This is a genomic window from Flaviflexus massiliensis, assembly GCF_001375495.1.
GTDB lineage: Bacteria > Actinomycetota > Actinomycetes > Actinomycetales > Actinomycetaceae > Flaviflexus > Flaviflexus massiliensis.
The window spans coordinates 309,973-331,956 of sequence record NZ_LN831057.1 but is presented as its reverse complement, the minus strand read 5'-3'; the positions used below and the strand labels follow the sequence as shown (position 1 = coordinate 331,956).

23 protein-coding genes and 1 riboswitch are annotated in these 21,984 nt (G+C 59.3%); of the genes, 7 read left to right on the top strand and 16 right to left on the bottom strand.

What is annotated here, in order from left to right:
* Window positions 1–44: 44 nt before the first annotated feature.
* The 5 genes from BN1241_RS03065 to BN1241_RS03045 form a co-directional block, all read right to left on the bottom strand.
* Complete coding sequence (locus BN1241_RS03065; RefSeq protein WP_054952236.1) at window positions 45–488, bottom strand: Dps family protein; 444 nt, start codon at window positions 486–488, stop codon at window positions 45–47.
* A 116-nt stretch (window positions 489–604) separates the two neighbouring features.
* Window positions 605–1,315: a hypothetical protein gene (locus tag BN1241_RS03060; RefSeq protein ID WP_054952235.1), complete on the bottom strand. Its 711-nt coding sequence runs from the start codon at window positions 1,313–1,315 to the stop codon at window positions 605–607.
* Complete coding sequence (gene coaD, locus BN1241_RS03055; protein WP_054952234.1) at window positions 1,308–1,787, bottom strand: pantetheine-phosphate adenylyltransferase; 480 nt, start codon at window positions 1,785–1,787, stop codon at window positions 1,308–1,310. Before coaD ends, BN1241_RS03060 begins: the two co-directional genes overlap by 8 nt.
* Window positions 1,784–2,347, bottom strand: coding sequence for a 16S rRNA (guanine(966)-N(2))-methyltransferase RsmD (gene rsmD, locus BN1241_RS03050; protein ID WP_054952233.1), 564 nt, complete (start codon window positions 2,345–2,347; stop codon window positions 1,784–1,786). Before rsmD ends, coaD begins: the two co-directional genes overlap by 4 nt.
* Complete coding sequence (locus tag BN1241_RS03045; protein ID WP_054952232.1) at window positions 2,347–4,542, bottom strand: ATP-dependent DNA helicase RecG; 2,196 nt, start codon at window positions 4,540–4,542, stop codon at window positions 2,347–2,349. Before BN1241_RS03045 ends, rsmD begins: the two co-directional genes overlap by 1 nt.
* Before the next feature lie 232 nt (window positions 4,543–4,774).
* Between BN1241_RS03045 and rpmB the strand changes: the two genes are divergently transcribed.
* A complete protein-coding gene (gene rpmB, locus BN1241_RS12190) occupies window positions 4,775–4,969 on the top strand; it encodes a 50S ribosomal protein L28 (RefSeq protein WP_077138246.1) in 195 nt (64 codons plus the stop codon).
* Between the two features lie 270 nt (window positions 4,970–5,239).
* Here rpmB and thiL read toward each other — a convergent pair whose 3' ends face one another.
* Window positions 5,240–6,133: a thiamine-phosphate kinase gene (thiL, locus tag BN1241_RS03040; protein WP_054952231.1), complete on the bottom strand. Its 894-nt coding sequence runs from the start codon at window positions 6,131–6,133 to the stop codon at window positions 5,240–5,242.
* A 61-nt stretch (window positions 6,134–6,194) separates the two neighbouring features.
* Between thiL and BN1241_RS03035 the strand changes: the two genes are divergently transcribed.
* Entirely contained in the window at window positions 6,195–6,752 is a 558-nt protein-coding gene (locus tag BN1241_RS03035) for a DUF3515 family protein (protein WP_054952230.1), read from the top strand.
* 235 nt (window positions 6,753–6,987) lie between these two features.
* On the opposite strand, the gene BN1241_RS03030 is transcribed toward BN1241_RS03035, so the two are convergent.
* Window positions 6,988–8,067 carry a D-alanine--D-alanine ligase family protein gene (locus BN1241_RS03030; protein ID WP_054952229.1) on the bottom strand — a complete coding sequence of 360 codons (1,080 nt, stop codon included), beginning with the start codon at window positions 8,065–8,067 and terminating at the stop codon, window positions 6,988–6,990.
* A gap of 31 nt (window positions 8,068–8,098) precedes the next feature.
* On the opposite strand from BN1241_RS03030, the gene BN1241_RS03025 reads away from it, so the two are divergent.
* Together BN1241_RS03025 and BN1241_RS03020 are read left to right on the top strand one after the other, a co-directional pair.
* A complete protein-coding gene (locus BN1241_RS03025; protein WP_054952228.1) occupies window positions 8,099–9,211 on the top strand; it encodes a trans-sulfuration enzyme family protein in 1,113 nt (370 codons plus the stop codon).
* Window positions 9,212–9,512: 301 nt separating this feature from the next.
* Entirely contained in the window at window positions 9,513–10,214 is a 702-nt protein-coding gene (locus BN1241_RS03020) for an AMIN-like domain-containing (lipo)protein (RefSeq protein WP_147599238.1), read from the top strand.
* Between the two features lie 80 nt (window positions 10,215–10,294).
* Here the strand turns inward: BN1241_RS03020 and BN1241_RS03015 are convergent, their stop codons facing one another.
* From BN1241_RS03015 to leuC, 7 genes are all read right to left on the bottom strand, one after another.
* A complete protein-coding gene (locus BN1241_RS03015; RefSeq protein ID WP_054952226.1) occupies window positions 10,295–11,101 on the bottom strand; it encodes a lysophospholipid acyltransferase family protein in 807 nt (268 codons plus the stop codon).
* Window positions 11,098–12,414, bottom strand: a complete 1,317-nt coding sequence (gene murA / locus BN1241_RS03010; protein ID WP_054952225.1) for a UDP-N-acetylglucosamine 1-carboxyvinyltransferase — start codon at window positions 12,412–12,414, stop codon at window positions 11,098–11,100. Before murA ends, BN1241_RS03015 begins: the two co-directional genes overlap by 4 nt.
* 56 nt (window positions 12,415–12,470) lie before the next feature.
* A complete protein-coding gene (locus BN1241_RS03005; RefSeq protein WP_082418177.1) occupies window positions 12,471–13,010 on the bottom strand; it encodes an ArsR/SmtB family transcription factor in 540 nt (179 codons plus the stop codon).
* Window positions 13,003–14,454 carry an MFS transporter gene (locus BN1241_RS03000; RefSeq protein WP_054952223.1) on the bottom strand — a complete coding sequence of 484 codons (1,452 nt, stop codon included), beginning with the start codon at window positions 14,452–14,454 and terminating at the stop codon, window positions 13,003–13,005. Before BN1241_RS03000 ends, BN1241_RS03005 begins: the two co-directional genes overlap by 8 nt.
* A gap of 169 nt (window positions 14,455–14,623) precedes the next feature.
* Entirely contained in the window at window positions 14,624–15,148 is a 525-nt protein-coding gene (locus BN1241_RS02995; RefSeq protein ID WP_077138245.1) for a GNAT family N-acetyltransferase, read from the bottom strand.
* A 9-nt stretch (window positions 15,149–15,157) separates the two neighbouring features.
* A complete protein-coding gene (leuD, locus tag BN1241_RS02990) occupies window positions 15,158–15,814 on the bottom strand; it encodes a 3-isopropylmalate dehydratase small subunit (protein ID WP_054952221.1) in 657 nt (218 codons plus the stop codon).
* Between the two features lie 9 nt (window positions 15,815–15,823).
* A complete protein-coding gene (leuC, locus tag BN1241_RS02985) occupies window positions 15,824–17,224 on the bottom strand; it encodes a 3-isopropylmalate dehydratase large subunit (RefSeq protein ID WP_054952220.1) in 1,401 nt (466 codons plus the stop codon).
* Window positions 17,225–17,339: 115 nt separating this feature from the next.
* Here leuC and BN1241_RS02980 point away from each other — a divergent pair, with 115 nt between their 5' ends.
* Window positions 17,340–18,071, top strand: a complete 732-nt coding sequence (locus BN1241_RS02980) for an IclR family transcriptional regulator (protein ID WP_054952219.1) — start codon at window positions 17,340–17,342, stop codon at window positions 18,069–18,071.
* An 18-nt stretch (window positions 18,072–18,089) separates the two neighbouring features.
* Window positions 18,090–19,211: a glycosyltransferase family 4 protein gene (locus tag BN1241_RS02975; protein WP_054952218.1), complete on the top strand. Its 1,122-nt coding sequence runs from the start codon at window positions 18,090–18,092 to the stop codon at window positions 19,209–19,211.
* Window positions 19,212–19,590: 379 nt separating this feature from the next.
* Here the strand turns inward: BN1241_RS02975 and BN1241_RS02970 are convergent, their stop codons facing one another.
* The gene (locus BN1241_RS02970) at window positions 19,591–20,058 is read right to left on the bottom strand and encodes an OsmC family protein (protein ID WP_054952217.1); all 468 of its coding nucleotides are present in this window, start codon (window positions 20,056–20,058) and stop codon (window positions 19,591–19,593) included.
* Window positions 20,059–20,210: 152 nt separating this feature from the next.
* Window positions 20,211–20,303, bottom strand: a riboswitch (SAM riboswitch).
* A 172-nt stretch (window positions 20,304–20,475) separates the two neighbouring features.
* Between BN1241_RS02970 and BN1241_RS02965 the strand changes: the two genes are divergently transcribed.
* Window positions 20,476–21,252 carry a DUF364 domain-containing protein gene (locus BN1241_RS02965; RefSeq protein WP_077138244.1) on the top strand — a complete coding sequence of 259 codons (777 nt, stop codon included), beginning with the start codon at window positions 20,476–20,478 and terminating at the stop codon, window positions 21,250–21,252.
* A 52-nt stretch (window positions 21,253–21,304) separates the two neighbouring features.
* Here the strand turns inward: BN1241_RS02965 and pdxH are convergent, their stop codons facing one another.
* Window positions 21,305–21,934, bottom strand: coding sequence for a pyridoxamine 5'-phosphate oxidase (gene pdxH / locus BN1241_RS02960; RefSeq protein WP_054952216.1), 630 nt, complete (start codon window positions 21,932–21,934; stop codon window positions 21,305–21,307).
* Between the last annotated feature and the right edge of the window lie 50 nt (window positions 21,935–21,984).

Sequence of the window (21,984 nt, the reverse complement as noted above, 5' to 3'; positions counted from 1 at the left end):
CGCCTTCCTGACGAACGCACGGGGCCCAGTAAAAATGAAGGAAATTATTCTGCGACGGATGCTGCGCGGAGCATCCATGCCTGCTTCTCCAGCTCGGTGGCGATCCCGATGAGGAGGTCACCCGAAAGCGGGTCGGCCTCGTCCACTGTTTCAAGGTTCTTCTTGATGTTATCGGACGCGGTCTGGAGCTTCGACTCGATGATCTCGTACGCGTCGGACACCTTGATCCAGGTTCCGGAGATGTCTCCGATAGAGGATGTGGCGGCGACGTTGGCGGCGCGGCCGTCGGGAGCAACGTTGATGGCGGAGAGTCGCTCGGCAACATCATCGGATGCGGTGCGGGCGAAAGAAACGATTTCGTCCAGTTGCAGGTGGAGCGAACGGAATCGCGGTCCCTGAATGTTCCAGTGGGCCTGCTTGCCCTGGAGGGAAATATCGATGAGGTCGACGAGGACGGACTGAAGTGCTGAACCTACGGAGTCAGACATTGTGTTTCCTTTCGTTGCTGACAAACATTACTTCCTACCCTTTAGTCAACACGCAACCAGGGTTGGTTTCAAGGCATTTATTCGGTAGCGAAAATACTGCTCACTGGCGGACTGCCCTAGCGTCCCGGCTCGAAGGGCTCCTCGAACTCTTCTTCGTCAATAGGTGAGACGCGGATTTCCCGGATCGTGGGACGCTGGGGTGCCTGGACAGAATCCTGCCCATTCGCATCAACGGCCGGCTCGGCAAGCTGTTCGCTCCGCGGTGTCTGCCCCTCGTCAAGTCCGTTTTCGACACTTGCCGGCTGGGACTGCCTGCGGCTGAGCTCCTGGCGGCCGGCATGGACCTTCGCGAGGAGGGAGTCTAGTTCGTTTTGCAGATGGGCGAGAGAATCGTCCGAGTAGCGATCGGCTCCGGCACGAAGCTTCCCGGCCGAGGTATTGGCGTCCTCAATGATCTTCGCGGCCCTCGCCTCTGCCTCGGCCGTGATGGCGTGCTCGGCAACGAGGTCGGCTGCCTTGCGGCGGCCTTCGCTAATGGCTCGTTCAGCATCCTCGTGGGCACGCTCCAGAATAGTCCTGGCACGCCTCTGCGCATCCGTCTTCACCTCGGATGCTTCTGCAATGATCCGGTCCGCTGCCTCGATCTGGTCGGGCACGATGTCCCGTGCCGTGTCGAGCAGGTCAAGCACTTCGGAGCGGTTGATCATGGCGGAGGCCGACATCGGTACCCCGCGGGCCGTTTCGACGATTTGCCGCAACTCGTCAAGGACTGCGATGAGCGAATCGCCTGCCATCTGATTGTCAGTATCGTATTCGTGTTCAGACATCTGAGTCCTTTCGTGTCAGGGCTGCCGCAACTTCCGTTGGAACAAGATCATCAATGTAACCGCCGTGGCGCGCCACGTCCTTGACGAGTGACGAGGCCACATGGGCGAGGCGCGGATCACCCATGATAAACACGGTCTCAACACCGGAGAGGTGTCGGTTCATGAGCGCCATAGCCTGCTCCGCATCAAAATCTGCCGCACCGCGCAGGCCTTTGACGATTGCGGAGGCACCCGTATCTTGGACGAAGTCGGCCAACAGTCCGTGCACGGGCATGACCCTCGCCCCCGGCAGGTCAGCAATCGCGGATTCCGCGAGCGCCAGCCTCTCCTCGGGAGCAAACCGGTAGTTCTTCCCGGGGTTTTGGGCGACCCCGACGATGACTTCGTCAAAAATAGTGAGGGCGCGACGAACAACGTCGACGTGTCCGAGCGTGATCGGATCAAACGATCCTGGGCATACGGCGATACTCATGAGTTAAGACTACGTTGATAGTCGGCGTGGAGTGCAGACCAGATAACAGTGTCGCCCCATGTGCGTTGCTCATCGAGCACGATTCCGTCGGGCCAGTGGGGTTCCCCGGAGTGCTTGTCACGTTCCACCATGAGGAGCCCGTCGTATTCGAGGTGCGGAACGGACTTTTCGAGTGCGCTTGCGAGAGCCTCGTTGTCCATGTCGTAGGGCGGGTCGAGGAAGATGAGGTCGTAGATGAGCGTTGTGGTGGTGAGGAAGGTGTCGACCTTACCGTGAACGACCTGGAGCGAGAGCCCGGTCTTTTTCGCGTTTGCGGTGATGGTGTTGACCGCTTCCCTGCTTGCTTCGACGGCGATCACTCGTGCGGCTCCCCGGGAGAGTGCTTCCAGGCCGAAGGCTCCCGATCCTGCATAGAGGTCGAGGATGTCGGTGCCATCGAGGTAGCCGCGGTGGAGGAGGCGGGAGAAGATCGCTTCGCGCACCATGTCCGGGGTGGGGCGAGCCGATTTCGGGACTTTGATGGTCATGCCCTTGGCGGTGCCGGATACGATGCGGGGCATCAGTTCCTCCCCAAATAGTCTGTTTCCGTGAGCGTGCGTGCCGTGGTGACGGCGTCCTGCAGTCCGGGCCACTGTTTCAATGTGTGGTCGGTTTCAATGTAGGCGATCGCATCAGCTCGCGCTGATCCAATGATTTTCCCATCTTTTCTCATGCTGAGGAATTTCAGGTGGGAGCGCGAGCCTGACTGGCTCGTTCCGAGCACATCGCCTTCTCGGCGTAGCTCGAGGTCCTTTTCTGCCAGCACGAAGCCGTCTCGCGTGCTCGCGAACGCATCAAGCCTGTCGGAAGCCAAGGTACCCGGGGGCGCCCACGATAGTGCCAGGCAGATCCCGGGCTTCCTTCCGCGCCCGATACGGCCACGCAGCTGGTGGAGCTGGGACAGCCCAAACCGGTCCGCGTCGAGGATGACCATGGCGGTGGCATCGGGAACGTCAACGCCCACCTCGACAACCGTGGTGGCGACCAAGATCGGTATCTCACCGGACTGGAAGGCAGCCATTGCGGCTGTCTTCTCCTCGGAACTCATCTGCCCCGTCAACCGCCCGATCACCAGTCCGGCTAGGTCGCTGTTGGCCTGGAGCTGTTCAATAATTTCATCCACGGACGCAAGAGGCGGCCGCGACTCGGCTTCACTGTCCTCAAGAAGTGTTGGATTCTCGGTGGGGGTGATGCGTGGACAGATGACAAATGCTCGGCCCCCGGCCCGCACTTCTTCACCAACACGTTCCCACACTCGGTTAACCCAGGTGGTTTTAGATGCCGGCACGATCGTGGTGGAGACTTCCTGCCTGCCACCGGGTAGTTCGGTCAGTTCGGACACGTCGAGGTCCCCGAAAACGGTCATAGCCATGGTGCGGGGAATCGGGGTTGCGGTCATGACAAGCAGGTTGACACCGGGGCTTGTCCGCAGAGCATCTCGCTGATCCACACCGAACCGGTGCTGCTCATCCACAACGGCGAGGGACAGGAAGGGAATCTGCACGCTGTCAGACAGGAGCGCGTGGGTGCCGACAATGATTCCGGTCTCTCCCCCGGCAAGCCTGCCGAGGACGTTCCTTTTTGCTTGGGCTCCGAGCGATCCCGTCAGGAGATCCACCCGGGTACCGATCGTGGATCCGCCGAACATACCGCCCTGCGCGAGGTCTCCGAGCATGGACAGAATCGACCTGTAGTGCTGTTCGGCGAGCACTTCCGTGGGGGCGAGGAGGGCGGCCTGTCCCCCGCCGTCGACCACTTGAAGCATTGCACGGAGCGCAACGATGGTTTTACCGGAACCCACATCGCCCTGCAAGAGCCTGTTCATAGGCCGCCGGGACGAGAGATCCTTTTCGATCTCCTGGCCCACCTTTTTCTGTCCCTCCGTGAGCTCGAAAGGAAGCCGGGAATCAAACTCTGCCGCGATCCCATCATTGAGTCGTGGCCGCGGTTCGGAATCCACCGCTGTGGTTTCGTGGGCACGCTGGGCGAGAACAGTCTGCAGGACGAGTGCTTCCTCGTGTTTCATACGCGTGTGCGCCTGCTGCCAGTCAGCATCCGTTTTCGGGCGGTGCAGGGCAAGTAGTGCCTCGTAGGACCCGAGCAGTTCGTAGCGTTTGCGATAGTCCTCCGGCAGGGTCTCTTTCACATCCTGAGGTGTGAGCTGATCAAGGACAGCACCCACCGCCTTCTCGATGGTCCACGTTGGGACTTTCACCCCGGCCGGGTAGAGCGGTAGCGGGCGAGCAATATCCTCTTCGTCGACATCCTCCTCGTCCTCGAGCACCTGATATTCGGGGTGGGTGAGCTGAAGGGCTCCGCGGTAGGAGGAGACGGTGCCGGAGAAGGTCGCAAGCGTACCTTTTTGGAGTTTGGACTGGTGGAAAGCAAGGGGGCGGGACGAGCTTGCAAAGAAGGTGAGCGACATGTCGTACATACCGTCCGAGATCACGACCTTGAGGAGGAACCCCCTGCGCGCGTTCATGGGCCGCACACTCGTGTCCAGAACCCGCGCCACCACCGTCACGTTTTCCCCTTCGACAGCATGCGATAAGGGAACGAGTTCGCCCCGGTGGACGTAGCGTCGCGGCGCATGCTCGAGGAGATCACGCACGGTTTCGAGCCCGAGCTTGTCGAGGGCTTTGGCTGTCCGTGCACCTAGGATCCGGTAAAGACCGGTCTCCATGAGTGTCAAACCATCGGACGCTACAGCTTTCATGTTCCCTCCCCGTAATAGACTAGCGGTAGCGTCCACCAAGTTCGGGACATACCCGCGGCCTGTGGTCGAGCACCAATTCGCGTGAATAGTGTGCGATACCACGTCCGAAGGGGGACGCAGATCTTGGCACTTTTCGGCTAGCTCGGTTAATATGAACAGGTTGCATACCACCGTGTGTGCATGTCAGGAGACGCCGCTGGCGTCTTGTCAGCGAGAAGATCAGGAGAGAACCGTGGCCTCAGTATGTGACGTCTGCGGCAAAGGCCCGGGCTTCGGCAAGAGCGTCTCGCACTCCCACGTGCGGACCAACCGCCGGTGGAACCCAAACATTCAGCGTGTGCGCGCCCTCGTCGATGGAGCACCGAAGCGTCTGAACGTATGCACGAACTGCATTAAGTCAGACCGCATCGTCCGCAACACGCGATAAAGCCGTAAGCTCGAGAACCCCCACCCCGGTGGGGGTTCCGTCGTCTCCGGGACAATGTGCGGAGCACGCTTCTCACACGATGCACCTCGCGGCTACACCCGGGCACCTAGGTCATTCCCTGACCTGTCCAGCTTCGCCCCTCTATCCGGCTTCGACCTCGGACTCAGCGACATCCATATCGCGGAAGGTTTGTTCGCTCGTCAAGCGATGCCTAAAGGGATCCGGCAGATACTCCCATTCCTTTGCTTTGCCGAGTGAAGTGGTCCCAGCTCATTGAGTGAAGTGGTCCCAGCCGCCCAGTTCGCTTACGGGTTCCCCATCGACCGTGACGCCGCTTCCTTCGTTGACGGTGCCGATGACAGTCCAGGATTCCGGTACGTAACCCGGTTCCACGGTGGCGAGGAAACCGTGGTCCTCCCCTCCCATGAGTGCCTGGTGCAGGGTGGCTCCCGGACTCATGGCGCTTTGAATAGCCGCCGAATCAAGATCGATAGCGACCGCTGACTTCGCGAGGATTCTCCGGCTGTCTCGGATGAGACCGTCCGACACGTCCATCATCGCCCTCGCTTCAACCGCGAGCGCCCGATCCACAGGCGGAACTGGCCTGCGGAAGAGTTCCGTCTCTGGCCCGACGTGCCCAGCTTCCAGCAGTTCGAGGCCCCGCGCGGAGGCGCCAAGGTTACCGGTGTGGATGACGAGGTCTCCTGGGCGGGCACCGCTACGCAGCACGGGCTTGCGTCCCTCCATGTCTCCCAGAACCGTTCCCGAGGCAACAATGATGGGGCCTCTCGACATGTCCCCACCATCAACCGCCATCGGCCCCGTGAGTGCGGAAACATGGTCGCAGGCTTCTCGCAGTCCGATGGAGAAGTCTTCCACCCAGTCTGGGCTCACGTGCTCTGGAATGGTCATGGCGACCACGAGGGTCATGGGGCGGGCTCGCATGGCAGCGGCGTCGGCCACGTTCTGCATGACGCACCGCCACCCCACATCAGCACCGCTCGACCAATCGGTACGGAAGTGAATGCTCTCGACAAGAATATCGGTTGAGACCGCGACCTGACCGGTTGGTGCCAGCACCGCACAATCATCCCCCGTCGGAACGGGGGCGGTGGATGGTGGCAGGTGGCGTCCGATGAGGTCCAGGAGCTCGTCTTCACTCATGCGGATATTCTCTCACGGCCCGCTCCGTGTTCACTCACCGGGTGGAGGATAGAGTGGAGGGGTGAAGTCTCGCCTCGTTTTTGGTCTCCTCGCATCCGCCACCGCCCTTGCGGGCTGTTCCACGACGGTGGGGCTCGAAGCTACCCCGTATGCCTCGGACCCGACGTGCGCAACGATGCTCATGGCAACACCCGAGGACCTTTCTAGTTTTCCTCGCACGAAGAGCTCAGCGCAGGCCACCACGGCGTGGGGTGAGGGTGGCTCGTTCCGGTGCGGACTCGAACCCCCTACCCCGTCAACCGACCGCTGCATCACCGTTGATGGTGTGGATTGGCTGAGCCTCGATGCGAGCGATCCCCGCATTCCAGACAATGGTGGGGATGGGACCTGGACGTTCCTGTCCTACGGCAGGGTTCCCACCGTCGAGGTCGTCCTATCGACCGAGGCTGTTGGTAGTGGCACGGTGACAGATCTGCTGTCCCAATTCACTCCCGCCCTTTCTCAAGCAACCGTGGAGCGGGAATGCGTGGGGCTCACCGATGCTCCCCTCGTTGACGAGGACGACAATATTGTTGAGGACGAAACATCCGCCACGCCCGGGACCGGCACGGAAGACTAGGAACGAGACCTTCAGTCTCGCTACACATGTAGGTGGTCAGTCAAATATCAAGAAGTCTCTGACCGCCCGCATCTCCTGAAGTTCAATCCAGCGCGGGAATCTCCGAAGGCTGGAACCTCACAGCCCCAGCCTTCGACAGAGAGTTCGACACATAGAGGACACATAGAAAGAGAGGTGACTGCCCGTCATAGTCGGGGCAGCCACCTCACGTCACACTCACAGTTAAGCATCTCTGTTAGCGAAGTCCCACGCGTCGCTCGAGCGCGAGCTCGATGAGTTCATCAATCAGTTCGCTGTAGGTGAGTCCAGTCTTTTGCCACATGAGTGGGTACATCGAGTACGGGGTGAAGCCAGGGATCGTGTTGATCTCGTTAATAACGAGATCGCCGTTATCGTAGAAGAAGTCAACCCGGGCCATGCCTTCGCCATCGATTGCTTCGAAGGCCCGCAGTGCCATGTCCCTCATGCGTTCCCGGTCGGTGTCGGGCATCGCGGCGGGGATTTGCAAGATGAGGCCGTCCGTATCAACGTACTTCGATTCGTAGTCGTAGAAGCCGGAGTCAGGATTGTCGAGCACGATCTCACCCGGCAGGGAGGCCCGCGAGCCTTCTGTGCCATGCCCGCCCAGGACCGCGCATTCAATCTCGCGGCCGGTAATTCCCTGCTCAACAATGACCTTCGGGTCATGTTCCTGAGCAACCTTTATTGCTTCATCGAGCTCATCGAGGGATTCGATGCGGGAGATGCCGAGAGAGGATCCGGCACGTGAGGGCTTCACGAAGAGAGGGAAAGCCAGTTCCTTGATCTGCTCAACGAGTTCATCGCGGCGCGTTGCCCAGCCGTTTTCTGTCACCAGCACCCAGGGTCCGACCGGAAGGCCGGCTTCCTTGAGGACGATCTTCGTGTAGTGCTTGTCCATGACAGCCGCGGAAGCAAAGACACCGGAACCCACGTACTTCAGTCCCGCCATCTCCAGCAGCCCCTGGACTGTTCCGTCCTCTCCGAACGGTCCGTGCAGGAGCGGGAACACCACATCAACCTCAAGGGTTTCATTCCCGCGCTGGATCAGTCCCGTGCCGTAGGGCATGGTGATGGGTTCACCGGGACCCACGGTCGCGGTTCCCGTACCGAGCACCTCGGTATCGGTTGTGCCCGCCACCCAGGTGCCATCTTGACGGATCCCGATGGGAATAAGCTCATACCGATTAGTATCGATCGCCGCCATAACGGAGGCGGCGGTCATGCACGACACGGAGTGCTCACCGGAGCGGCCACCGTAGATTAACGCGACTCGAATTCTGGAACCATTCTTCACCGCTCGAGCCTATCAAGTTAGGGTCTATTTCATGACGAACCCAGCAACAATTCTTGCCCAATCTGGTCGGCCCGAACGAATCCAAGGCAACCCGGTCAACCCGCCCATTGTCCTGTCCTCCACCTACCGCAACGCAGGAACCGGCCCGGGCAACATCTATGCTCGCTGGGATACGGAAACCTGGAATCCCTTCGAGCAGACCCTGGCCACGCTCGAAGGGGCGGCTTTTCCCGCTCTCGTGCACGCATCGGGCATGGCCGCCATCACCACAGCCCTGCACTGTGCACCTCCCGGCAAGATCGTTGCACCCCGCCACTCCTACCACGCCTCCCTGATCGTGGCGCAGGAGATGGCGGAGCGGGAGGGCGGTGAGGTCGTGACCGTCGACATCGCCAACACCGATGAGACCCTGGCTGCACTGCCGGGCGCGAAGGCTGTTCTCCTGGAGTCACCAACGAACCCAATGCTTGAACTTGCGGACATTGAAACAGTTGCCAAGGCAGCCCACGAGCTCGGCGTCCTCGTCATTGTCGACAACACATTCGCCACTCCCCTCGGTCAGCAGCCCCTCGCCCTCGGTGCAGACATCGTCGTACACTCGGCCACGAAGTACCTCGCCGGGCATTCCGATGTCGTTCTCGGCGCGGTTGTCACGAACTCCGAGGAGCTTCACACCCGGATGTGGAACTACCGCACCCACACCGGCTCTATCGCGGGCCCTATGGAGACCTGGCTTGCTCTGCGCGGCATGAGAACCTTGTCGCTACGATTTGAGCGAATCACCCAGAACGCTGCCGAGCTTGCAGCAAGGCTGTCCACTCATCCCCTCGTCGAGGCAGTTGCCCACCCGTCCCTGCCCAATCATCCCAACCGGGAACGAGCACCGAAGGGATGCGGTGTATTGACGTTGCGCCCGAAGGGAGGCCAGGAAGCGGCCGACCGGCTCGTTGAGGCAACTAATCTGTGGCTGCCCGCGACATCCCTTGGTGGAGTGGAGTCAACGCTCGAACGGAGGCGTCGTTTTGAGGACGAAGCTGAAACCGTTCCCGTCGACCTGCTCCGGCTCTCCTGCGGCATCGAAGACATCGAGGACCTGTGGGAGGACCTCGACCAGGCGCTTAAGACCGCGGTCCAGGAAAGCTAGATACCCAACAGTCCAGAACACCGCCCGCTGCCCTTCCTCACGAAGCGAGGCACAGGGGGCATGTTCCTTCCCTTGCCACGGTGTGACGTGGCCAAGGGAAGTCTCACCAAAGACCTAAAGCAGTAATCAACCTGCACTCAGCTCTCACATGACATCTGATTGAACCTAGAGTTCTTATTTTTGCCCACAATGGCAAGTTCGTAGTGGTGCAATTGCGAACTCGTTACGGGCGCGTTGCAGTACAGTAACAGTTGCGTTTTACCTTGGACGGAGGTGCAGTAGTGGGTCTACATTTGTCCTCATGAGAAGACTAATGATGGCAGTAGTGCTCTCGGCCGCCCTCGTGGGCTGTTCGAGCAGTACAGATAGCGAGCCAACCGTCTCTCCGAGCGCCACGGAGGAAGGCTCCGCAGGCACTTCTGTTGAAGAGCCAACAGAAACCGGCAACCCGAGCTCGAGCGAGGATCCGACCACGGAGGAACTCACCGTGACTGAAGATCCGGACCAAGACTCCACCAGTACCGGCACGGATGAAACCGGCGACGAAGGAACCGAGATTCCAGCATTCGGTCTCGAGGAGACGCAGTCAGAATCGTTCCCGAACCTCCTCGGCGAGTTTCACGCAACCGAAGGGCGCGTGGGTGGCCACGAGAACTTTGACCGTGTCGTCATTGAGTACGACGGAACAGAAGGTGAACTGAACTGGGCAGCGAACTACGAAGAAGCCCCCATCCAAGATGGTTCCGGCTTCGAAGTGGACATGGAAGGAACTGAATTCCTTACGATTTGGGTATCGGGAGTCCGCTACCCCACAGAAGATGAGATGACTGAGGAAGAATTCCCGATCTCCGGACTCGACCAGTCCAGCATCATCCAGGACGTCCACGTGGATGGTCCGTTTGAGGGCATGCACACGATCTTCATCGGAACCGACGAGAAGCGCCCCTACAGGGTGCAGGTCTTCGACGACCCGACCCGCATCGTTGTCGATATCGAGAAGTAACTCGTGAATTAATCATTCACCAAGTGAAACCAAAGATTCCCAGCTCCGCGAATGCGGAGCTGGGAATCCTCACTATTGGGCTACTTCCCGCGCTTCCAAGGGAAAGACAGCTTCCGTTTCCGCTTCTTTTCGGCCAGCATTTCCTTGCGTTTGACGTGATTGAGTGTGCCGGGGACATAGCGCTCCTCGGGCGGTTCACCCATGGGCCTGCCGAGGAGCTTCCTCAGACGAGCAACATCCTGGGCGATGATCGTCATGACCGAGTTGGCTCGTTCCTGGTGAGTTTCGCCCTGCATGGTGAGCGCGGGGCCGAAATGGAGGAGAACCTCTTCTGACCGGTTGAGGATCCTGCCCCAGCTGATCCTGCCGGTCCACTGGTGCACGATTCTCTCATTTCCCCAGTGGGAGACGGGAATGATGGGAACGTTGGGGCGGATTTCGTTGAGGCGGGAGATTCCCGTCTTTGCTCGCATCGGCCATCCCGCACGATCGTGCGTGAACGTGCCTTCGGGGAAGATGATGATCGAGTGTCCCCGATCGAGTTCCGCCGCCATCTGCTCCACTGCCCCACCGGGAGTATCGCGGTCGATCTGGACCTGTCCCAGTCCCCTCATAATCGACCCCAGCGGCCCGGTAAAGAGTTCCTTCTTGGCCATGAACCGGGGTGCAACACCGGCCTCGTAGAGGGCGACGGCCACGATGAAACCATCAAGGTGACTCGTATGGTTGGCAACGTAGATCGCCGGGGTGGTCGGAATATTGTGCCGGCCCGTCACCACCAAGTTCTGGATCGACCGAGTCAGGGTGATAACGGGCCAGGAAACTGCCCTCATGAGGGAGGGGATGTCCCGCTCCGGTGTCCGCTCCTTGAGCGGGACGAATGTCATGACAGTGTCACATCCGCGCCGAGCTTCTCCAGCTTCGTCATGAAGTGCTCATAGCCGCGGTTGATGAGCTCAATCCCGGACACGTGGCTCGTCCCCTCGGCCGCAAGGGCAGCAATGAGGTGCGAGAATCCGCCGCGCAGATCCGGCACGTCAATGTCGGCGGCCTTGAGCTTGACCGGGCCCTGGATGACTGCGGAGTGGTAGAAGTTCTGTCGCCCAAAACGGCAGGAAAGCCCACCGAGACATTCACGGTACACCTGGATGTTCGCACCCATGCCACGCAGAGCGTCAGTGAACCCAAAACGGTTATCGTACACGGTTTCGTGAACAATCGAAAGTCCGGTGGCCTGCGTGAGGGCAACAACGAGTGGCTGTTGCCAGTCGGTCATGAGACCCGGGTGCACATCGGTTTCAAGAACGGCCGCGGTGAGTTCACCGCCGGGATGCCAGAAGCGAATACCATCATCGCGCACATCGAACGCGCCACCGATCTTGCGGTAGTGGTTGAGGTAGGTGGTCATGTCCTTCTGCTCGGCACCCTTGACGAAAATATCGCCCTTCGTCGCGAGTGCCGCGGAGGCCCAAGAGCCGGCCTCAATGCGATCGGGCATGGCCGTGTGGTTGTAGGCGTGAAGCTTATCGACGCCCTCGATGCGGATCGTGCGGTCCATTTCGACCGAGATGATGGCACCCATCTTCTGCAGGACGGCAATGAGGTCGAGGATCTCCGGTTCCATGGCTGCGTTCGAGAGCTCGGTGATGCCTCGGGCCATGACGGCCGTCAGCAGGGTCTGCTCAGTGGCGCCTACGGACGGGTAGGGCAACCGTACGGGACGTCCCTTGAGTCCGCGGGGCGCGGTGATGTGCATACCGTACGGGGTCGAGGTGCGGACGGCACCGAAGTCTTCCAGGACCTTCAGGTGGAAGTCGACGGGGCGGTCACCGATGTGGCAGCCACCCAGGTCGGGTACGAACGCTTCACCGAGGCGGTGCAGGAGCGGCCCGCAGAAGAGAATGGGGATACGTGAGGAGCCGGCAAGCGCATCGACCTGGACCGGGTCCGGCAGTTCCGGGGAGCCGGGCGTGATCTTCAGTTCGCCCTCTTCCTGGCTGTAATCGACGTCCACACCGTGCATCTTCAAAAGCTCGGAAACGACTTCCACGTCCCGGATCGCCGGAACGTTTCTCAGGGTCGAGGTTTCTTCTGCCAGCAACGCGGCAACCATGGCTTTTGGCACCAGGTTCTTTGCTCCGCGAACAAAAATCTCGCCCTTTAGTGGCTTCCCGCCACGTACTTCAAGAACTGAAGTCACGTTTCCTCCTCAAGTGGTCTCCCACAAGGATACTGGCAGGAGAGTCTTGGTTGAGCTTATCCAAGCTCGGCGCGTGCCGGTAGGAGCTGTGCCCCAAGCGCGTAAAGACGGCCATTACCTTCCTCACGATTCTGCTGCGACAGTGACCTGGCACGCTCGATCAAGGCCACCATGTCGCCGGTTATCTTGGTCATCTGCTCGTCCGTCAGGTAGGCGTTAGTTAGCATGACCGCCTGGCGGGGGCCGGACCCATCAGGGGCGGGGACGAGGCCCGGCACGAGACTGCGCAGGTACTCGAGTGCCGCGAGGGTCGAGGTCCGACCATCTTCGGCCCGCAGCTGCCCATCCCCTTCCGCCTCCATGCTCATCTTCTCTTCAATGACGCTCCACCAGGTTTCTCGAGCATCCTCACCGGCACGCTTCTCGAGCAGTCCTGCCTTTTCCATGAGGGAGAGATGATAGGACACCTTGTTGGGGGCCACACCCAGTTCGCTCGCCAGATCCGAGGTGCGCGCCTCCCCTTGCGCATCTAACGCAAACAGGATGCGTAACCGGAGCGGATGCGACACTGCCCGCAGGCGATTCATTTCACTCATATTGTTCCCAATGGCTCGGTACCGGAATGTTTCTGATGCGCGCGGAGAAGAGCGCAATTGCAAAGCTGATCGCACACACCGCGACAAAGACCGCGCATGTGGCCCTAAAGTCCACCTGTTCAACAAGCACACCGGCGATGAGCGGAGCAAGGGCCGCCAGGCCCGACGCTGCCAGATTCACAACCGTGCCCACCCTGCCCTGCAGGCCCTCCGGTGTGCGCCCGAAGATATAGGCAATGAGTGCCGCATTGATGATCGGCATGCCAAGACCAAACAGGAACGAACACACGAGCATCATGACGTAAGAATCGGAGAAGATCATTGGCACATTGGAGACCGCGCACCATCCCAGACCAATAATGGTAATAATTCCGGTGGGATGAGTTGCCGCAATCTTTCCGGCAAATATCGAGGAGATGATGACGGCAACCCCAACGGCAACACCCACGTAGCCCACTTCGATTGCAGCGTAGCCGCGCCCGATCAGGGAGAGGGTGATGGCGGCCGCAATACCCGCTGTTCCCAGGTTGATAATGGTGACGATAATTCCGAGTGTGAGCAGAGTTGGTCTCCCAACAAGGTAGCGCAGCCCTTCCACAAATTCGTCCTTCATCGAGGAAAGCCAGCCTCTGCGAGGCCGAGAAGCATTCTGCTTCTCGGCCTCGACGTGCCCCATCCCAACGAAGAGGTGCTCACCATCCATCGCCGGCTCCCCTTCGAAGCCAACCGGTGATTCAGGATCAAGGGAATCGATATCAAGTTCCTGGTCGCCACTATTTTCATCACACAGAGAGGTCTCGGTATCACTGGATCTTGCATCCGATGCCGCAGTCTCGTCTGATGCCTTGAGGGACTTCTTGATTCTCGTGAAGAAGAGGCCTTGGAGGGCGAACATGATGCCCGACAGGAGATAGGGCAGCCAGGCGGCAATCCCATAAAACAATCCGGCAAGAGGACGTGTTGCGAGCTGAACGGCAGCATCGCGGCCCTGGTTTGCGGCCTGGGCATGAACGTAGTCAACCCCTTGAACGATCGATCGCAGGGAAGCGTTGCTCGCCTCGCCAAAGAAGCCAACCGCGACCCCGAGGATGCACATGAAGGCGATGAAGACTCCCATGTTGAGCTTCCCCATGAGCACGAGGGCAAATAGGAACAGGCTAATCACCGCGCCGACACCCGAATAGAGGTAGACCAGCGTGCGACGGTCGGACCTGTCCGTGATCACTCCCCCGGGTACGGAGAAGAACAGAATGACAAGAAGAATCACGGTATTGATCGAGCCGGCGATGGCCTCCGATCCCGACAGGTCGTAGGCGACGAAGCTGACGATGAAGAGGGAGAATCCGCGACCAATCGCACCCGTCGTATCGCCTGCGAGCCACCACGTGTAGTTGCCATTGCGCCAAATCGACTTCCGCGGCTCAACTGCCAATTTTTCACTCACGACTTGAGACTAAGCCTTTAACTCAATTAATTCCAATTATTTGCGCAATATTATTTGAACTAATATCGGATGTTATTCCTGTTGCAAGGATCCGCCATATTTCGTCACCTTCTTTAGCAACGTTACGACCGACCACCAGGGGCTTACCAATGTGGGAAATGTGTGGTGATCAGCTTTGGGTCGTCGAATGCACGAATTCAAAGAGCACGTGGTCGCGCCGCTCCCCCGCGATCTCCATGAAGCTACGTGCGAGCCCTATCGTTTCAAACCCGTTGTTTTCCAGGACCTTGATCGACGGAATGTTGTCGGGCAGGGTCGCTGCGGTGACGCGGGTGAGCCCAAGCTCATCACGCACATAGTCGAGGGCTTGGGAAACAGCTTCAGTTGCTATGCCTTTGCCGCAGGACCTTTCCGCCACCCAGTATCCGATGTCGCACGAGCGGAAGGGACCGAATTCGATTCGATCAATGACGAGCTGACCCACGATCTTGCCGTTGTCGACGATGACGAACGGCACTTCGGAGCCCTGCTCATGATCAGCAAGTTTCGCCGTCACAAGCTTCAATTGGAAAGCACGGTCATAATACGAGTCCTCGCGCCGTGGTTCATACGGCGCGAGGAACTCTCTGCTCAGCACAAGAAGCTCAGTCAACTCCGGTACATCGGCGACTGTCACAACTCGTAGTTCTACCATGAGCTCACATTAGGTGAGCGGTGCCTCCCCATCGACAGGACGTGCCGAGACAACTTCTTCTACGGGAAGCGCCTTGATCGGGAGCGTGGCCGGCTTAAAGGAGGGACGGGTCTTTTCAAACTCGGTGATCTTCTCCTCCTGACGGAGCGTCAGACCGATGTCATCAAGGCCTTCCATGAGCCTCCAGCGCGTGTAATCCTCGATCTCGAAGGTCGTGGTGAAGCTACCCGCGGTGACGGTCCGCTCGACAAGATCCACGGTTACTTCAGTGCCGGGTTCGGTTTCGAGGATCTTCCAGAGCTGTTCGCAGTCATCCTGGGTGATAATGCCGGCGACGAGACCCTGCTTGGCGGAGTTACCGCGGAAGATGTCGGCGAACCGAGGTGCGAGAACGGCGCGGAAGCCGTAGTCCTTGAGCGCCCATACCGCGTGTTCACGGGAGGAACCCGTTCCAAAGTCCGCGCCCGCAATGAGGACGGAACCGTTCTTGTACTCGTCCTGGTTGAGCACGAATTCCGGGTCGTTGCGCCAAGCAGCGAAGAGAGCATCTTCGAAACCGGTGCGGGTCACGCGCTTGAGGTAAACGGCTGGGATGATCTGGTCTGTGTCGACGTTGGAGCGACGCAGGGGCACGCCAATGCCGGTGTGGGTACTGAACTTTTCCATGGGTGCTCCTTACAGATCGGCGGGGGTCGAGATGGTGCCGCGGATCGCGGTTGCTGCGGCGACGAGCGGAGAAACCAGGTGGGTGCGTCCACCCTTGCCCTGGCGTCCCTCAAAGTTACGGTTCGAGGTGGAGGCGGCACGCTCACCCGGTGCCAGCTGGTCCGGGTTCATGCCGAGGCACATGGAGCATCCAGCATTACGCCATTCTGCACCGAACTCGGTGAAGATCTTGTCGAGACCTTCGGCTTCCGCCTGGAGGCGGACACGGGCGGATCCGGGAACGACCATGACTCGAACGTTGGGGTCCTTCCGCTGTCCCTTGATGACGTTCGCGATGTTGCGGAGGTCCTCGATGCGGCCATTGGTGCACGAGCCTATGAAGACCGTGTCGACACGGATGTCCTTGAGCTTGGTGCCCGGCTTCAGATCCATGTATTCCAGTGCCCGCTCAGCAGCGTTGCGTTCGGTCTCGTCGGCGAAGTCTTCCGGGTCGGGAACCGATGCCGAGATCGGCAGGCCCTGACCGGGGTTGGTACCCCAGGTGACGAAGGGTTCGAGGTCATCTGCGTTCAGCTCGACAACGGCATCGAATTCAGCATCGTCATCCGTGCGCAGGGACTTCCAGTACTCAACTGCGCGGTCCCAGTCTTCACCTTCGGGAGCGTGCGGACGGCCCTTGATGTACTCGAACGTGGTCTCGTCCGGTGCGATCATGCCGGCGCGAGCGCCGGCTTCGATCGACATGTTGCAGATGGTCATGCGGGCTTCCATCGAGAGCGCCTCGATGGCTTCACCGCGGTATTCGAGGACGTAACCGGCACCGCCACCGGTGCCGATCTTGGCGATGATCGCGAGGATGATGTCCTTGGACGTAGTGCCAGGGCGCAGTTTGCCATTGACGTTGATCGCCATGGTCTTGAAAGGCTGCAGGGGCAGGGTCTGGGTGGCGAGCACATGCTCAACCTCCGAGGTGCCGATGCCCATGGCAAGCGCACCGAAGGCGCCGTGCGTCGAGGTGTGAGAGTCACCGCAGACGATGGTCATACCGGGCTGGGTAATGCCCAGCTGGGGGCCAACAACGTGCACGATGCCCTGCTCGGAATCGCCGAGCGAATGCAGGCGCACACCGAAATCCTTGGCATTCTTGCGCAACGTGTCGATCTGCTTGGCCGAAATCTTATCGGCAATCGGCAGGTCAATATTGAGGGTGGGAACGTTGTGGTCCTCGGTCGCGATCGTCAGATCGGGACGACGCACCTCACGGCCGGCCAGTCGCAGTCCCTCGAAAGCCTGGGGGCTGGTGACCTCGTGAACGAGGTGCAGGTCAATGTAGAGAAGGTCCGGAGCTCCGTCTTCGCCGCGCGCGACGATATGCGACTTCCAAACCTTTTCGGCCAGGGTAGAGCCCATGACAATCTCTCTTTCTTTCTCGGTTCTGACACACCGGAAGGTGTTCCCATCACAATGTGCTTTTTCCAACTGTAGCGCACTTGCGTATCAAAGTGCGAGATGAGAATATCACTACATGGACACTTCACAGGGATCTGGAGTTGGCGTTCTCGACAAGGCCGCGTCAGTACTTGGCGCGCTTGAATCGGGACCCCACACACTCGCTCAGCTGGTCACCGCAACCCACCTGGCGAGACCAACAGCACACCGCCTCGCTGTTGCACTTGAATACCATCGCTTTGTCACGAGAGACATGCAGGGCAGGTTCATTCTTGGCCCCCGCATGGAGGAACTCGCCTCCGCAGCGGGCGGCGATCCGCTTCTCGCCGCGGCCAAGCCCGTCCTCATCGCGCTGCGCGATCACACGGGCGAATCAGCTCAGCTGTTCCGCAGGCAGGGTGACGTGAGGATCTGCGTCGCGGCTGCCGAACGGAATCTCGGCGGGCTCCGGGACTCTATCCCCGTCGGTGCCGCCCTGTCGATGCTCGCCGGTTCAGCCGCCCAGGTTCTCCTCGCATGGGAGGAACCCGACCGTCTACACCGGGGTCTCCATGGCGCTAACTTCACCGCCACGACCCTCTCTGCCGTTCGCCGCAGGCGCTGGGCACAGTCAGTTGCCGAGCGCGAAGCCGGTGTTGCCTCGATCTCGGCACCTGTTTGGGGACCGAGTGGCCGGGTCGTCGCAGCCGTCTCCATCTCCGGCCCGATCGAGCGCATGGGTCGCCAACCCGGCCGCCAGCACTCCGTTTCCGTTGTCGCAGCAGCAAACAGGCTGACCGAGGTGCTCAAGCGGTCGGAAGACTACTAAGTCTGCAAAGATAGGGGCATGCAGGAAACCCTTCTCGTCACCAACGATTTCCCTCCACGCACGGGAGGGATTCAAACCTACTTGGAGGGCTTTGTTGGGCAATTAGACCCAACAAAGCTCACCGTGTACGCCTCCACCCCCGACGGTGGTGCGGCAGACTACGACGCGAAGGTTCCCTATCACGTGGTCCGTTACCCCGGCACGATGATGCTCCCCATTCCGACCGTGCGGGACACGATGATGAGGATCATCCGGGAGAAGAACATTCACAACGTATGGTTCGGGGCATCAACACCGCTCGGGATCATGGCGAACGATGCAAGGAAAGCAGGGGCCAAGCAAACGATTGCGACCACTCACGGTCACGAGATCGGCTGGTCGATGATCCCGGGTGCGCGCCAGTTCGTCGCTAAGATCTTCCGCGACAACGACATTGTCACCTACCTGACGAAAGCCACACTTCACAGGCTTCAGCCGCTCCTTGACGGGGTGGAGACGATGAGAATGCCGGGCGGCATCAACCCCGAACAGTTCGCGTTCAACGCGGATATGAGGCGGGAGCTTCGGGAGCGCTACAACATTGCTCCCGATGCGCCCGTGGTCATCTGCATCTCCCGCCTCGTCGAACGCAAGGGTCAAGACCTTCTCATTAACAACTGGGCGAGAGTCTCTGCTCGTTTCCCCCAGGCCCGCCTTGTCATTGTCGGTAAGGGCCCCTACCGGGAGAAGTTGGACGCAATGGCGGAGGCCTCGCCTGCCCGCGATTCCATTATCTTTACTGGCGAGGTCCCCTACTCCGAGCTACCCGGCCACTACTCTCTCGGTGACGTCTACGCGATGCCGTGCCGCACGCGAGGCGGCGGACTCGATATCGAGGGACTTGGCATCGTCTACCTGGAAGCCTACGCAGCGGGTCTGCCGGTCATTGCAGGCAACTCCGGCGGCGCCCCCGAAGCAGTCGTTCCCGGCGAAACGGGTCTCGTGGTCGATGGCAGATCCGGCAACGCTCTCGTCGAGGCCCTCACCTATCTCCTCGAGGATGCCGATCGAGCGAAGGCCATGGGTGAGCGAGGCAAACAGTGGGTGGATGAAGCCTGGCGCTGGGAACACCTCATCCAGCCCCTCCAGCACATCCTCTAGGTTTTCGCAGAGCGATCTCTCCGAAAACTTTGCTTAAGCCCTTGAAACATTTTCTTGGCAGTAACTCCCTCGACTACATGCCGTCTTTAAAGACATAGCTTCTAAAAGCATGTTTGGATTCTCATCTTGCGAATCTGTTGGTGTGCCTCTCTTGCGTGGCACTTCTCCGTTGAAGTTCTCTGGAACCTAAAGGCGTGTAGCTGTGCCCGAGAAGCCACATCTCGGGCACAGCCACACTCTAATTTCAATCACCGCATTCTGGACGCAGACCTACCTAGTTCCGCTCGGTCAGGCCACCCATTTACCTAACCGACCTGAGCATGATTATGGCGAACGAACTGATCGGTGAGTGCGAGCATTTCGTGCCCACACTATTAACTTAGTTGTTCAGGTTCCAGGAAATCTGGGGAGTGACCCCAGCGTCCTTGATCAGGTTGTAGATGGGGCAACGACGCTCGGTTTCCGTCACGAGGAACGCGAACTGTTCTGCATCGAGATTCGCACCGATGTTCACTTCACCAACGACGCTCTGGAAGTGCGGGGAAACTCCTTCGACACCCTCAAAACCTCGCAGATCCAGGGTTCCAGAGATCGAAATATCGGCGCTGTCGATATCAAAGTTCTGTTCCTTGGACACCGTTTCGACAACGACAGCGATGCAGCCCTCGAAAGCACCGATGAGGTACTGGAAGGGATTCGGGCCGGAGTTGTTGCCTCCGAGCGCCTGCGGTTCTGAGACACGGAACGAAAATTCACCAGATGTGACGTCCGCACTGCTCTCCCCCACCCAGGTGCCGTTGGCGGAGATGGTCGTGAGCTTGGGCTTGGTTTCAGTTGCGATAGACATAGTTATTCCTCAAAAAGTTTGTGTTTGATTGTTTTCTGCGTGTTTTCTGGCACGCCAATTTATCCCCATGGGGAGTGGGTACGAGAGCGTCGCACCCCCTTAGAGCTTTGGGCTACTGCGGCCTCGCGCCGCGGCGAACATTCGCATTTCTTCCTCCATCGAACCGTGGCATTAGCACCTGACCGGATCTCGGCTGGTTGCTGCAACGTCATAGAGCCAGGTCTCTCAGTTGCTCGCGATAGTGGCACCAGACTATGTGCTCCCAACAACCCCGACGAGGCAGCCACAAAGAATCTCAGAAACTGGACATCACAAGTCTTGAACCCAATCAAATACAGAGAACTTCAGTAAAGATGGGGACTATCTTCAGTCTTGGGTCCTACGGTTTGGCGCCTTTTTGTGCAATATCCTGAAGTCATGAAGAATCCGTGGGCTCTCTACGATGACCTGATTGACGGCATTGGCTCCGTCACCGTTGATGACTACCAGGTGGGTCATATTTGGACGAGGGTAAGTTCGAGTGATGGTGCGAGCGGCCTCGCCATGACAACCGATGTGCGAACTAGACCAGCACTCTTTGAAGGATCCTTAGTCGGTAAGAGCCTGCGTGATGCTGCCGCCCTTGTGAAGTCGTGGAATCTTGTCGAGGCCTCCATCGGCCTCGCCGCCATCAACTCCTGGTATTCGCACCCGGGACGCTTGGGCGATTGCGGATACCAGTTTCCGCTAAACGGGGCGGGAGATGGTGCCTTTGACACCTATGCAGAAGCTGTTAAGGGCAAGAAAGTGGCAACGGTTGGCCACTTTGCTTTCATTGAGAAGCGCTTCGAGCACGCTGGCGAACTGACAATCCTCGAGCGCGAGCCCCGGACCGGCGACTACATCGATTCGGCCGCCGAGTATCTAATTCCCGAGCAGGATTTCGTATTCATCACGGGATCCACACTCGTGAACAAAACACTCCCGCGACTGCTCGAGCTGACTCAGCATGCTTTCGTTGTGATTGCCGGCCCCAGCACACCCATGTCCCCCGCCCTCTACGACCATGGTGCAAACGGCCTGTCGGGATTTACGACACCGGACGCGAATAAGCTTCGGGAGGCCATTCGCGGGACCGGATTCGGTGCCCCCAGCCAGGCTGGAATCATGGTCGACTTCGCGAAAACCAAGCCCAACTTTCTGCCCACAGCATAGCTCGAGGATCGAAGCCTCAACTTCGATCCTCGAGAAACCCTATATTTTTCCTCTAGGGTGCGAGGCGTTCCTTCACCCACTGCGCGCCATCCACGCGGTAGCGCATCCTGTCGTGAACGCGGTCGGGCCTACCCTGCCAAAATTCGACGCTCGATGGCCTGACGAGATAACCGCCCCAGTTCGCGGGTCGTTTGATTGGTTCTTCACTCTTCTCAAGTTCAGCAATCTTGTCGGTCAATACGCTTCGCGAGGCGATCACCTGCGACTGCGGGGAGGCAATGGCACCAAGTCTTGAGCCTCGGGGACGAGAGTCAAAGTAACGGTCAGAGTCCTCATCCGAAATTCGTTCCGCTCGCCCTTCAATCCTCACGACTCGGTTCAGTTCGGCCCAGTGAAAGAGAAGCGACACATTGGGGTTCGCACCGATCTCATGCGCCTTTTGAGAGTCGTAATTCGTAAAGAACGTAACTCCCCGATCAGTAATGTCTTTAGCAAGAACCACTCGACTCGACGGTGTGCCGCTAGGGCTCACCGTCGATAACACCATGGAGTTCGGATCCGTGACGCCCGCTGCCACCGCTTCCTCGAGCCACTGCTCAAAAAGTTGGCTTGGGGTTGAGTGAATGTTCTCCTCCAGAAGTTCCACTCCGTCGTAATCCCGCCTCATCCCAGCAATATCCATGCCCCAACTGTACGCCCGACCAAGGCTCGCACCTGTGGGAACGATGTTTT

Coding starts and splice junctions, on each gene's coding strand:
- BN1241_RS03065 (WP_054952236.1), bottom strand. CDS start 488: ATGTCTGACTCCGTAGGTTCAGCACTTCAGTCCGTCCTCGTCGACCTC.
- BN1241_RS03060 (WP_054952235.1), bottom strand. CDS start 1,315: ATGTCTGAACACGAATACGATACTGACAATCAGATGGCAGGCGATTCG.
- coaD (WP_054952234.1), bottom strand. CDS start 1,787: ATGAGTATCGCCGTATGCCCAGGATCGTTTGATCCGATCACGCTCGGA.
- rsmD (WP_054952233.1), bottom strand. CDS start 2,347: ATGCCCCGCATCGTATCCGGCACCGCCAAGGGCATGACCATCAAAGTC.
- BN1241_RS03045 (WP_054952232.1), bottom strand. CDS start 4,542: ATGAAAGCTGTAGCGTCCGATGGTTTGACACTCATGGAGACCGGTCTT.
- thiL (WP_054952231.1), bottom strand. CDS start 6,133: ATGAGTGAAGACGAGCTCCTGGACCTCATCGGACGCCACCTGCCACCA.
- BN1241_RS03025 (WP_054952228.1), top strand. CDS start 8,099: ATGACGAACCCAGCAACAATTCTTGCCCAATCTGGTCGGCCCGAACGA.
- BN1241_RS03020 (WP_147599238.1), top strand. CDS start 9,513: ATGAGAAGACTAATGATGGCAGTAGTGCTCTCGGCCGCCCTCGTGGGC.
- BN1241_RS03015 (WP_054952226.1), bottom strand. CDS start 11,101: ATGACATTCGTCCCGCTCAAGGAGCGGACACCGGAGCGGGACATCCCC.
- BN1241_RS03005 (WP_082418177.1), bottom strand. CDS start 13,010: ATGAGTGAAATGAATCGCCTGCGGGCAGTGTCGCATCCGCTCCGGTTA.
- BN1241_RS02995 (WP_077138245.1), bottom strand. CDS start 15,148: ATGGTAGAACTACGAGTTGTGACAGTCGCCGATGTACCGGAGTTGACT.
- leuD (WP_054952221.1), bottom strand. CDS start 15,814: ATGGAAAAGTTCAGTACCCACACCGGCATTGGCGTGCCCCTGCGTCGC.
- leuC (WP_054952220.1), bottom strand. CDS start 17,224: ATGGGCTCTACCCTGGCCGAAAAGGTTTGGAAGTCGCATATCGTCGCG.
- BN1241_RS02980 (WP_054952219.1), top strand. CDS start 17,340: ATGGACACTTCACAGGGATCTGGAGTTGGCGTTCTCGACAAGGCCGCG.
- BN1241_RS02975 (WP_054952218.1), top strand. CDS start 18,090: ATGCAGGAAACCCTTCTCGTCACCAACGATTTCCCTCCACGCACGGGA.
- BN1241_RS02970 (WP_054952217.1), bottom strand. CDS start 20,058: ATGTCTATCGCAACTGAAACCAAGCCCAAGCTCACGACCATCTCCGCC.
- BN1241_RS02965 (WP_077138244.1), top strand. CDS start 20,476: ATGAAGAATCCGTGGGCTCTCTACGATGACCTGATTGACGGCATTGGC.
- pdxH (WP_054952216.1), bottom strand. CDS start 21,934: ATGGATATTGCTGGGATGAGGCGGGATTACGACGGAGTGGAACTTCTG.